At 60.7% G+C, this 11,738-nt stretch carries 8 protein-coding genes and 1 pseudogene; 4 read left to right on the top strand and 5 right to left on the bottom strand.

What is annotated here, in order from left to right:
* Positions 1-29: 29 nt before the first annotated feature.
* Entirely contained in the window at positions 30-701 is a 672-nt protein-coding gene (locus GVY39_RS33340) for a hypothetical protein (protein ID WP_159989395.1), read from the bottom strand.
* 164 nt (positions 702-865) lie between these two features.
* Positions 866-2,173 carry an IS256 family transposase gene (locus tag GVY39_RS33335; protein WP_159930831.1) on the bottom strand — a complete coding sequence of 436 codons (1,308 nt, stop codon included), beginning with the start codon at positions 2,171-2,173 and terminating at the stop codon, positions 866-868.
* A gap of 147 nt (positions 2,174-2,320) precedes the next feature.
* Between GVY39_RS33335 and GVY39_RS35510 the strand changes: the two genes are divergently transcribed.
* Positions 2,321-4,498: an HEXXH motif-containing putative peptide modification protein gene (locus tag GVY39_RS35510; protein WP_370523865.1), complete on the top strand. Its 2,178-nt coding sequence runs from the start codon at positions 2,321-2,323 to the stop codon at positions 4,496-4,498.
* Positions 4,416-5,654 carry a radical SAM protein gene (locus GVY39_RS33325; RefSeq protein WP_236565802.1) on the top strand — a complete coding sequence of 413 codons (1,239 nt, stop codon included), beginning with the start codon at positions 4,416-4,418 and terminating at the stop codon, positions 5,652-5,654. The genes GVY39_RS35510 and GVY39_RS33325 overlap by 83 nt, the downstream gene beginning before the upstream one ends.
* A 7-nt stretch (positions 5,655-5,661) precedes the next feature.
* Here the strand turns inward: GVY39_RS33325 and GVY39_RS33320 are convergent, their stop codons facing one another.
* Complete coding sequence (locus GVY39_RS33320) at positions 5,662-6,558, bottom strand: IS630 family transposase (protein ID WP_159930834.1); 897 nt, start codon at positions 6,556-6,558, stop codon at positions 5,662-5,664.
* Positions 6,559-6,599: 41 nt separating this feature from the next.
* Between GVY39_RS33320 and GVY39_RS33315 the strand changes: the two are divergent.
* A pseudogene (locus GVY39_RS33315) lies at positions 6,600-8,244 on the top strand (IS1182 family transposase).
* 12 nt (positions 8,245-8,256) lie between these two features.
* The gene (locus GVY39_RS33310) at positions 8,257-9,126 is read left to right on the top strand and encodes an IS630 family transposase (protein ID WP_159930838.1); all 870 of its coding nucleotides are present in this window, start codon (positions 8,257-8,259) and stop codon (positions 9,124-9,126) included.
* A 154-nt stretch (positions 9,127-9,280) separates the two neighbouring features.
* Here GVY39_RS33310 and GVY39_RS33305 read toward each other — a convergent pair whose 3' ends face one another.
* Entirely contained in the window at positions 9,281-9,937 is a 657-nt protein-coding gene (locus GVY39_RS33305) for a hypothetical protein (RefSeq protein WP_159930835.1), read from the bottom strand.
* Positions 9,938-10,056: 119 nt separating this feature from the next.
* Positions 10,057-11,352: an FKBP-type peptidyl-prolyl cis-trans isomerase gene (locus GVY39_RS33300; RefSeq protein ID WP_159930836.1), complete on the bottom strand. Its 1,296-nt coding sequence runs from the start codon at positions 11,350-11,352 to the stop codon at positions 10,057-10,059.
* Positions 11,353-11,738: the final 386 nt, after the last annotated feature.

Below are 11,738 nucleotides of genomic sequence, written 5' to 3'. Positions count from 1 at the left end.
CGGCTCCAGCCGCACCCATAACGCATCGGTCACCACCTCATCAACCACCCCGAAAGTGTCGGACACGTTGCGCCGCAGAGCAAACCGTCACACCGACTCATTCTGAACTGAACTGTAAGGAACGCTGAGAATTCATCGGCCTCGACCGTGGGAAAGACCGTGCGGTGTTCGTCGAAATTGATGGTCAGCGCGTGGGTCGGATTCGGCGCGGTGCCAGGGTCGTTCAGCTCACGAAGCCGGTAGTCGTCGGGGGAAACCGTTCCGGTCAGGAAGTACGCAAGAAACAGTTCGCCCGCTTCGGGTGCCGCAAAGATTTCACCTTCGTGGACGGTGACCTCGCGCCCGAGGTTGTACCGGATTGTTCGGACCGGCGAGTTTTCGGCGTCACGTCGGCCGATCCGGTACCTGGTGCCGGTCATGTAGAGCGCGACGGCAAGCGCATCGGCGGAGCCGACCGCGAGAATGCAGTTCGCGCGGGCCGCGTTGCGGGCGGTGCCCGGCATCAGGTCGGGATAGCGCCCGACAGCGCTGCGGGCCAAGGAGGAATCTGGTGTGCGCCACAGCCGAAGCGAGAATCTGACCTCACCGTCGCGGGTGGACAGCGGCCCGCGGAAATCGGTCACCTCGACCGCGCCGGCACCGGCTGTGACATACGCGCCCTCGTTGAAATCCAGGATCTTCCACATCGGTTCATCGACCATCCGACACGAGCCCCATCTCGCCGATTGACTATCTCCTGATCTGTGGACGATAGCGCGGCCGCCAATCCCATCCCGACTCTGGGGTTTGGGCCAGTGGTGATGGTTGCTCACCAAACAGCAATGGTCGCATGAGGGGTATTGCCAAGACCTGTGATGAAGTTGTTTCAGGCGACATCACTTTCGGTTGATCCACCCGGTTGGGTGGGTGTGATGTCGACCGGTCGTTCGAGCAATTTGCCTTTATGGAAGATGGCGCCTGCTCGAACGAGGGCAACGAGGTGGGGTGCGTTGACGGCCCGCCATCGTGTCTGTGCGGCGTCGATAAGCTTGTAGGCCATGGCAATTCCCGCAGCCCGCGATCCGGGGCCCTTGGTGACTTTGGTTCGCAGCCGGACGGTGGCGAAGGTCGACTCGATCGGATTCGTGGTCCGCAGGTGGATCCAGTGCTCGGCAGGATACTTGTAGAACTCCAGGAGCACGTCGGCGTCGTCGACGATCTTGGCGACGGCCTTGGGGTACTTGGCGCCGTAGTCGACCTCGAAGGCCTTGATCGCGACCTGTGCCTTGTCGATGTCCTCGGCGTTGTAGATCTCCCGCATCGCCGAGATCGCACCGGGGTGCGCTGACTTCGGGAGCGCGGCAAGGACGTTGGCTTGCTTGTGGAACCAGCAGCGCTGCTCGCGGGTGGCCGGGAACACCTCGCGCATCGCCCTCCAGAACCCGAGCGCGCCGTCGCCGACAGCCAGCACCGGGGCGGTCATCCCGCGACGGCGACAACCCCGCAGCAGATCGGCCCACGACTCGGTGGACTCCCGGTAACCGTCGGTGAGGGCGACGAGTTCCTTGCGGCCGTCGGACCGGACCCCGATCATCACCAACAGGCACAGCTTCTCCTGCTCGAGACGGACCTTGAGGTGGATACCGTCGACCCACAGGTAGACGTAGTCAGTGCTCGAGAGGTCACGTTCCTGGAACGTCGTGGCCTCGTCTTGCCACTGCGCGGTCAGTCGGGTGATCGTCGTGGCCGACAATCCCGCACCTGAACCCAGAAACTGCTCCAGGGCCGGGCCGAAGTCGCTGGTCGAAAGACCATGCAGGTACAGCAGCGGCAGTACCTCGGTCATCTGCGGGGACTTGCGAGCCCACGCCGGCAGAATCGCCGAGGAAAACCGTTGCCGCTCTGCGGTATCAGCGTCGATGCGCTTGTCGTTGACCCGCGGCGCGGTCACCGCCACCGCACCCGCAGCGGTCAGCACCTCGCGTTCGCGGTGATAGCCATTGCGGACCACCAGACGCCGACCGTTCTCATCGCGCTGATCGGCGAACTGCTCGACATAGGCACTGACTTCGGCCCGCAGCGCCGCAGCCAACATCTGACGGGCACCATCGCGGACGATCTCATCGAGCAGCGATCGACCGCCAGCGCCGTCGGCCTCATTGGCTGATTGCGCATCGTGAACTACCGTGAGCACGGGCGTACCTTCCCAACCAGCGCGCCAACGCCGGCCTTGATCGAATACCTGAATCCGTGATGATCATCTTCGGAAAGGTGCGCCCACTTTCACGCCACCTCGCCCAGGCTCATCCACAGGTCTCGATCATTGCTCGCAATAAGGGGGATGGCTACACTATACCCGCCATGGTCAGCGATAGAGTGCGTCGTTCAAAAAGGTTCCCTCGATCCGTTCGTTGCGAGATATACGCAGGTCCGCGCAAGAATCAGCGAGCGATACGCCGATTGCGCCTTCAAACTGCCGGAACCGGGGAGCGTCGCAGCCTTACCTAGCCGCACGTGTATTGAGCTCTTATGGGATCCTATTTTCTCGCCCGCGGTCACTGAACTGCTATGGGGATCCGACTCACCCGCCGGCATGATGCAGGCATACGGACAGTTCGCGATACGAGCGCGCGAACTCGGCTTACTTCAAGACCAGGTGGCCGTTCCAATCGAGATGTTATCCGAGGTTGTCACGTCCGCAGCGGGTCCATCATCCCTCTCTGAGACCTGGTCTACATCCCGGCAGGCTCGCATAGGTGAGCGAGTCTCGCCGAGAATACTGGTTGCAGACGACTGGGCTGCGACACTTGCCAGTTGCCTCGTTGAACGTGGAGTCGAGGGTACAAGTGCAGATGTCTCAGCGCTGACCATTTCATCTGGCAGGTCCAAAGATCTAGCCGCTCAATATCTGCAAATGACCCGTGCCATCAAACTCGTGGGTTCTATAACCACCGAGGATGATTGGGTTGACACCCTCCTGCCTTACGTCGTTCTACTCTGCGTGGGGGATACGTACACCGGTCGCTACACAGTCAGTGGTCCGCAGGCGCCAGGAGTTGCCTGCCTCGATGGACGTGCTCCGATCCACTCGCAGGTTGAAGGCATCGTCCACGAGGCGTCCCATCAGGTCCTCTACCTATTCGACGAACTCGAACCACTCGTTGGACAAAAGGTCTGGGCCCCCAGTCCTTTTCGGTCTGGCCTACGGACAATTCGACGGATCCTGGCAGGTATACATGCTGACCTCAATGTAGTTTCCGCCTTCGATATGACAGGCCTGACGAGCAGCGACGCCGAGGCGACCCGACGACGAGCATTCTTGCTCGAGCGATCTGGCCATGCATTAAGTGTGTTGGACGGCAGCGACTGCTTCACGAACATGGGATCCCGATGGGTTACAGACCTCCGCGACCGTCACGAGAAGATCGGCGGTGAAATACCCAAGACAATTGTCTTCAAGCCCCGCGAGCCGCGATCGGGTGAGGCGAGATTCGGTTTGCAGCGTGCATGGCTTCGGTCAGCACCCAAAGGTGGATATCTCGATGTTCTTCGACCTGCAGCTTCGCGTTTGCCCCGAGTTGCTATGGCCCTAAGCCTAAATGTTGAGTATTGTGACCTTCTGCGAGACATTGTGGTCGAAGCGATTGCCTCTCAGCAAGAATGGCTTTACCATCCTGCAGTTGGCAGGTCCCTGTTGAGACAACTCGATGTAGAACCGGCTTGCCTTTTGACTTTCCTTGCGTGGGTGGGGAGCCATGATGCACGCCTGGCGAATCTTCGCTTTGACGTCGAATCTCAAGCCAAGATGTGGACACCTACCGGGGGGGTCGATGTAGCCGCCGGCACGTACCAGATGGCAGAGCTTACATACAGGCCACCTAAACAGGTGCACCCCTTGATTGACACGTGGGGTCTCTCAGCTGACGGTACGCACTCCGGGACTTGGCCCAGAAGTATACAAGCTGATGATCAAGCCGTCCTGAAAGGAAATCTAGCCGAAGCGCTGAGGGCCTGGCAGGGCTTGGAGCAAGCAGCTCCAGAATGCGCGCAGTGGATATCAGACGCTACGAGAATCATCGTTCCCCTGAGGCCAGGAAGGGCTGGATTGCGCAGTGGCTCCAACCCAGACCTTCCTGGTTTGATCTTCTCGGATATACATGGAGGAGAAACGGCAACACTTGAGCTTGTCGTTCACGAGGCGGCGCACCTTCATTTTTTCCTCGAGGAGTGGGCGAATGGGCCGACCGTCCGACCTGACCACCACGAGCGGTATTGGTCGCCTTTACGAAGAGACGCGCGTCCACTGCGGGGCGTTTTTCTCGCCTTCCACGCCCTCACGCACATTGTGGCTCTCTACCAGGAGCTAACAGTTCTGGTGCCTGATTCAGCAGTCGCAGAAGCACGTAGCCGCGCCGAAGCTGCGGGCGCTGTCCTGGATGGGGCGCGCAAGGCACTTACTGGACCCGGCCGCGATCTTTTTGACCACACCAGGAGGGCACTTGCTTACGCCACAGAATAGCTTCGCTTTCGGCCTATATATACTCAAGGTGGCTTCTCGGTGCAACTTGAACTGCACGTACTGCTATGTCTACAACAAGGGAGACGACAGCTGGCGCGGACGACCCGCGATCATGAGCGACGATGTATTCAAGCAGACACTTCGTCGAATAGATGAAGAGTGCAACCGTACAGGCCAGAATTCGGTGAAGATCACCTTTCACGGAGGGGAGCCTTGTCTGGTCGGCGCCAAGCGATTCGACATGTGGTGCTCCCTCGCTAGGGAAATTCTTGCCTCCAGGAAAGTCACCCTGACTCTGCAAACCAACGGGACACTTCTTGACAAGCCATGGGCCGAAGCGCTTTCCCTGCATCACGTCAACGTCGGCGTGAGTGTTGACGGGCCACGCACGATCCACGATGCAAATCGAGTAGATCACCGAGGCCAGGGCTCCTACGACAAGGTTGTCCGCGGGCTTCGGGAACTAGCTGAAGCCGGAATCCCGTATGGCATCCTGACGGTCGTGTCCCCAGGCATGGATGGTCTCATGGTTCACCGTGCGCTAACCGATCTGGGGCCGGCAAGCATTAGCTACTTGCTTCCCGACTACACACATGACACTGTGCACGAGGTCCGCCGTCGGCACGGCCCCCATCCGTGTGCGGACTTCCTCCTCCCCGTGTTTGACGACTGGTGGTTTAACGGAGGTATAGGGCTCCAGATAGCGAATTTCTGGCACATTGCCACGGCGATCATGGGCGGATCTTCGCGGACGGATACTCTCGGCAATGGGCAATTCGGCTATTTGGTTGTCGAGACCGATGGCGACGTCGAAGGCCTAGACTGCCTGAAGGTATGCGGTGCGGGAACCGCTGCCAGTGGAGTCAATGTCATAGGCGCTCCCTTTCGAGCAGTCCTCGATACACCCGGGGATCTGGCCGCCTCAGTCTTCTGCGGTACAACATTGCCGACAGCATGCCGTGCGTGCCCTGAAGCATCAACCTGTGGCGGTGGCTACCTTCCGCACCGGTTCTCGAGAGATCGAGGATTCGATAACCCCAGCGTATGGTGCGCTGACCTATTGATGATCTTTGGTCATATGCGACATCGATTAGATGTTTCTCATCAGGAAACTGCCTTGCGCAGGCGGGTTCTTGCCGAGACCGTACGAGGCTAGTGCCGTGTCAGGCAACGTTAGGTAGGTAATCCGGCCGACGGATTTTGGAGCCGACAGCGAAGTCCCGGATCGGCCCAGCGTGCTGGTTGCGCCATCGGGCGTAGGTGCTGATCGCGTCGTCTTGCTCGTCGTGGCTGCGGTGGTCGGTGCCGTTCAGAGCGAAGTACCGCAGCGCGGCGAACTCGCACTCGATCCGGTTCAGCCACGACGAATAGGTGGGCAGGAACACCAGTTCGACCGCGTTGCCCGCGCACCACGCCCGAACCTCGGCCCGTTTGTGGACCGAGTAGTTATCGCAGATCAGATACAGTTTCTGGCCCGGCCAGCGGGCCCGCAGGGATTTCAGGAACCCCAGGAACTCGGTCCATCGTTTCCGGTCTCGGATCCGGTAGTACAACTGCCCGGTCCGCAGATCCAGCGCACCGAACATATGCCGGACACCGTGCGTGCGGCGATAGGTCGCCCGTAGCCGACGCGGCCGCCGGGCGGCGAACCAGCCACGGCCGCTGCGGGGTTGCAGGTTCAGCGGCCCGAACTCGTCCACACAGATCACCCGCCCGTCGGCGGGCGGATGGTCGTAGAGATCGAGGACCCGCGCCATCTTGGCCTGAAAGTCCGGGTCGTTGCTGGCCTTCCAGGTTTTCGTGGCCTGCCACGACACCCCGCCCGCTTTGAGGATCTGCCGGACGGTCTCGCGGCTGAGTTCGGCAATCTTGTTGACCCGCAACACTTCCGCCAGTTTCGACAGGCTCCACGTCGAGAACGGCCAACCCAGGTCACGGGGACAGCACCGGGCGATCCGACAGATCCGATCACGCATCGCCGGATCGGTCTTCGCCGGTCTGCCCCCGCTCCATTTTGGACACTGTTGGCGAATTCGATTGAGGTGACGCAGGTTCGGCATGCTTGATATCGGTTTCGGGGATGGTGTCGATGGAGGTTGTGGTGTCGTTGCGTCCGCGTGGGTGGCGCGAAGTTCCGGTCGAGACGGTTCGGGTCGCCGGGATGGCTTTCCCGCAGGGTTGCCTGGCGATCCGGATGCGAGATGCTCTGGGGCCGATCTTCGCTGATGACGAGTTCGCAGAGGTATTCTCACGTCGCGGTCAACCTGCGATTTCGCCAGCGTTGCTGGCATTGGTGTCGGTATTGCAGTTCGCCGAAGGACTCACCGATCGTCAAGCAGCGCAAGCTGTTCGGGGTCGGATTGACTGGAAGTACGCTTTGGGTTTGGAGTTGACCGATCCGGGCTTCGACTACTCGGTGCTCAGCGAGTTCCGTTCCCGGTTGATCGCGGGCGAGCTGGAGCAGCGGGTGCTCGACGCGGTCCTGGAGGCCGTTCGGCGAGCCGGGTTGTTGAAGGCGGGTGGTCGACAACGGACCGATTCCACTCATGTGCTGGCATCGGTCCGCGACATCAACCGGCTGCAGTTCGTCACCGAAACGCTGCGTGCCGCGCTCAATGCACTCGCCGCTGCGGCACCCGACTGGCTGGCCGAGATCGCCGAACCCGAGTGGTTCGACCGATACAGTGCTCGGTCGGAAGACACTCGGTTCCCGAGCCGGTGGGCGGCCCGGGCCGCCCATGCGAACCAGATCGGAGCCGACGGCATGACCGTGTTATCTGCGGTCGCCGCACCCACCTCCCCTGCATGGCTGCGGCATTTGCCCGCAGTGGAGTTGCTGCGAAGGATTTGGGTGCAGCAATACCAGGTCACCGACGCAATGGTGGCCTGGAGAGACAAGAAAGACCTGCCACCAGCGGCGATCCGTTACTGCTCACCATATGACGAACAAGCCCGCCGGCACCAAACGCGATACCTCCTGGAACGGTTACAAGGTCCATCTCACCGAAACCTGCGAGCCCGACGCGCCGCACCTGATCACCCAGGTCGCCACCACGCAAGCCCCGGTCCCTGACATGGCGATGACCGCGGCGATCCATACTCGTCTGGCCGAGCGGGATCTGCTTCCTGACGTGCATCTGGTCGACGCCGGTTATGTCGACGCCGACCTGCTGGTCGCTGCGCAACGGGAACACGGTGTCGAACTACTGGGTCCGGTGAAGGCGGCCACCGGGTGGCAAGCCGCAGCCGACGGCGGCTATACCCTGGGCGACTTCACGATCGACTGGGACAACGAGCGGGTCACCTGTCCCCAAGGCACCACCTCCGCGCGCTGGAAATCCGACCGATCCCAGGACCAGGTCCCGGTCATCAAAGTCACATTCCCCCATTCGACCTGCCGACCCTGCCCGGCCCGCGCGCAATGCACCCGCTCCAGTTCGGGTCGACGGCTCACCATCCGGCATCGCGCTCAGCACCAGGCTCTCCAACTGGGCCGCACCGAACAGCAGACCGATCGATGGCAACAGCGTTACCAGCACCGCGCGGGAGTGGAAGGAACTGTGGCTCAAGGCATCCGATCCCACGGACTCCGCCGATCCCGCTACCAAGGTCTGGCCAAAACCAGCCTCCAACACCTTCTGACGGCCGCAGCCATCAACCTCAATCGCCTCAACGCCTGGTGGGACAACACGCCACTCGCTCCAACACGAGTATCGCATTTCGCTTCACTCCGACCGACCGCCTGACAGCGCACCGGGATTCGCCAACGGTGTCCAAAATGGAGCGGGGGCAGGCCGAGCAAGGTCGATCGAGCGACGCGTGAACGCATCGCCTGTATCGCCCGGTGCTGCCCCCGCGACTTGGGCTGGCCCTTCTCGACCTGGAGCCTGTCGAAGTTACGAGAAGTACTGCAGGTCAACGAGATCGCGCAGATCAGCCGCGAAACCCTGCGAAAGATCCTGAAGGCCGAGGGTGTGTCGTGGCAGGCGGTCAAGACCTGGAAAGCCGGACGCGACCCGGAATTCACCGCGAAGATGAACCGAATCCTGGAGCTTTACGACCAGCCGCCCGCCGACGGGCGGGTGCTCTGCGTCGACGAGTTCGGGCCGTTGAATTTGCAACCCCGCGCTGGTCGGGGCTGGTTTCGGCAGCGAAGACCGAAACGGTTGCGGGCGACCTACCACCGCACCCAAGGCGTCCGGCATCTGCTCGGGGCGTTGGATCTGACCACCTGGAAAATCCACTACCGGATCCGAGATCGCAAGCGGTGGATCGAGTTTCTGGCGTTGTTGAAATCGCTACGGGCCCGCTGGCCCGGCGAGAAGCTCTACGTGATCGCCGACAACTTCTCCCCGCACAAACGCGTTGAGGTCGGTGAGTGGGCCGAGGCCCACGACGTGGAACTGGTGTTCCTGCCGACCTATTCATCCTGGTTGAACTGGATCGAGTCCGAATTCGCGGCACTACGTTACTTCGCACTGAACGGCACCGATCACCGCAGCCACGGTGAGCAGGACGCCGCCATCGGCGCCTACATCCGCTGGCACAACCAGCACGCCAAACCCAAACGCGACTTCGCCGTCAACTCCAAGATCCGGCTGCCCGATTACCTACCGAAGGTTGCTTGACGAGGCACTAGCACCAGTGATCCGAATGTCGCGGCGTTGGCGCCGTTGCCGGGCATCCAGCCGGCCGTTTCTTCGAATATGGACACAATCACGAGCCATCAGGACGTCGTCGGACGCAGTACATGTTGATCCTTATGCCTCAACAAGATCGAGGCTAACAGGTCAACCATTCTTCATCGCTCAGACTGCGAGTCGTTGTTTGAATAGTTGAATACTTACCTTCTGTTCCATCCGGGACAGCTTTGAAGATACCAGTGTAGATCCGATACTTCTGGTTAATAGGCCCGTCGGGGTAAGTTTGCTTATATGGAGTCTCGAGGTACCCATAATAGATCTTCATGATTTGCGCGCGTTCGACGAAAGCAATGGTCCCCTGGTCCACCGTCACCTGAGTGCTTCCGCTTTCGGTGTGTGCGGTCTCGGATGAGGCTCCGAAGGCCATATTCGCCACATTCGCGCCGACGTTCACGCCGAAGGTGTACGCAGCCCTCGTCTCATCACTCCATGCGACGGTCTGCACCAGGCTGGCCGAGCTGCAATTCTTTGCCGATGAACCCACCTGCTTGAATAGCACATTCGGCGTCTCGAGCACGTCACTGGCCCCTTGGACGGTAAATGTACACCAGTTACTGCTCTCGCATTCCGTCAATAGTTCCCAAGCGGACGGATCCGAGACGCCCATCTCGATGATCTCGTTGGCAGAGGCTGTCGGCGTCATTGTCGAAAAAATTCCGAGGGTCATGATCGTGATCAGGGCCGCTCGCCGAACGCGTCGCGGTAACGTCGTCGGGCAGGTTTTCATCTTCTCCATCCTCCGTGTCTAGTATTGCTGTCCTAGACCGTCTGTAGCCCTGCGGGAAAGTTTCGCCGTAACAAATGGATACAGTCGGGCAGGTTAATCTGCGCTTTTTGGGCTTCGGTAGAGTTGTTCTACTTGATGTAGGCCGGAAGGCGCCACGGCTGCCCGTGGCAGTCCCAAATCCGCAGCTGGGTGCCATCAGAAACATCCTTGGCGTCCAGGCATCGACCCGACTGAGGATTACGGAGCGTAGAACGCGTTGCTGTGCCGCCTTTTTCCCACCGCTGCGCTTCTGCTCCATTGCAGGGCCACAACTGCACTCGCGTGCCGTTCTTGGTGGCGCCACCGTCTACGTCAAGGCATTTTCCGAGGATTTGCAGCGTGCCGTCTGCGTTAACGGTCCACCGCTGGTTCGCTCCCCCAAGGCAAGGCCACAACACAATCGGTGTACCCGCGGCATCTGAGCCCTCGTAAACGTCCATGCACTTGCCGCCAGGCCCGATGACAGGGCCGGTCCTAGGGAGGCTCCACTTCTGGTTCGCCCCCTCGTGACATTCCCAAATCTGAAGCCGGGCACCGCTATCGGTGGAGCCGTCCACGATATCCAGGCACTTACCCGTCTGCACATTACGCAGCCTCGATCCGTCCGATCTCCACTGCTGCCTTTTTGTTGCGTTGCAGGTATACAGATGGGTCAGTGTTCCAATCCCGGTTCCGCTGCCGGCAAGGCCAAGACATTTGCCAAAAACGGTCAGGGAGCCGTCAGGCTGAACCACCCATTGCTGGTTCACTGCACCGGTACAATCCGCCAACACGATCGGCGTACGATCTGCTGAGCCGCTCCCGCTCACGGCCATGCATTTACCAGCCGCACCCACTACCGGGCCGGTAGCCCAAGAGTTATCAGCCTGCGCTGACGGGCTAGACAGCGCCAGAATCGCCATAGGAGCCGCACAGAGCGCTGCTGTCAGCCTTCTAAGTCGGTTCATTCTTCCACCTCTCCATTGCGCTAAACCTCGATCTTTCGACTTGCTGACGTGCGGTCTGGTCCAAGGATTCTGTCCGACAACCCACGGGTCGAAGCCGGACCGGGGGCGGTGGTCACCGGATTCGATCAACTCCACGTCGAAGACCAGGGTGGCGTTGGGGCGAACGACGTGTCCGGCGCCCTTTGCGCCGTATCCGTAATCTGGTGTGATGGTGAGTGTTGCCCTCTCACCTTTCGACATGGTGGGAATCGCCTCGTCCCACCCTTTGATCAGACTGCCGACGCCGATCCGTGCTTCGAACGGTTTGTTTCTGTCTCGACTGGAGTCGAACTTTGTGCCGTCCTCTAGACGGCCGGTGCAGTGCATGACCACCAGTTGCCCCGGTTGGGGGAAGTGCACGCCGTCCCCAGGGGAAGTGATCTTCTCTGCAACGCCCATGTCCGCAGCCCCACTTCTCCATGTTGAATCGGTCCTGCGACGTGCAGACCTGCGCTGGCTGGAACCGGGCACGTCACCGTCACAGACCGCCGCACCCCCGGCGGACAAGGACCGTCCAGAAAAGTATGTCAGCGCATGCCCGGACCTGTCGGGCGAATCACGTTGGGTCCCTGCATAAGCTGCTGCGAACGCACCATTGCCCCTGAACCCGAATGCTCTATGCCGCGGAGCGGGTGTTCTGCGTCGGCGTGGTCTTGCTGAGGGGGTCTTACAGTTCAGTTCAGAATGAGTCGGTGTGACGGTTTGCTCTGCGGCGCAACGTGTCCGACACTTTCGGGGTGGTTGATGAGGTGGTGACCGATGCGTTATGGGTGCGGCTGGAGCCG

The sequence above is a fragment of the Nocardia sp. CY15 genome, assembly GCF_009829295.1.
GTDB lineage: Bacteria > Actinomycetota > Actinomycetes > Mycobacteriales > Mycobacteriaceae > Nocardia > Nocardia sputi.
This window is presented reverse-complemented; position numbering and strand designations above follow the sequence as displayed.

Coding starts and splice junctions, on each gene's coding strand:
- GVY39_RS33340 (WP_159989395.1), bottom strand. CDS start 701: ATGGTCGATGAACCGATGTGGAAGATCCTGGATTTCAACGAGGGCGCG.
- GVY39_RS35510 (WP_370523865.1), top strand. CDS start 2,321: ATGGCTACACTATACCCGCCATGGTCAGCGATAGAGTGCGTCGTTCAA.
- GVY39_RS33325 (WP_236565802.1), top strand. CDS start 4,416: ATGGGGCGCGCAAGGCACTTACTGGACCCGGCCGCGATCTTTTTGACC.
- GVY39_RS33320 (WP_159930834.1), bottom strand. CDS start 6,558: ATGCCGAACCTGCGTCACCTCAATCGAATTCGCCAACAGTGTCCAAAA.
- GVY39_RS33305 (WP_159930835.1), bottom strand. CDS start 9,937: ATGGAGAAGATGAAAACCTGCCCGACGACGTTACCGCGACGCGTTCGG.
- GVY39_RS33300 (WP_159930836.1), bottom strand. CDS start 11,352: ATGGGCGTTGCAGAGAAGATCACTTCCCCTGGGGACGGCGTGCACTTC.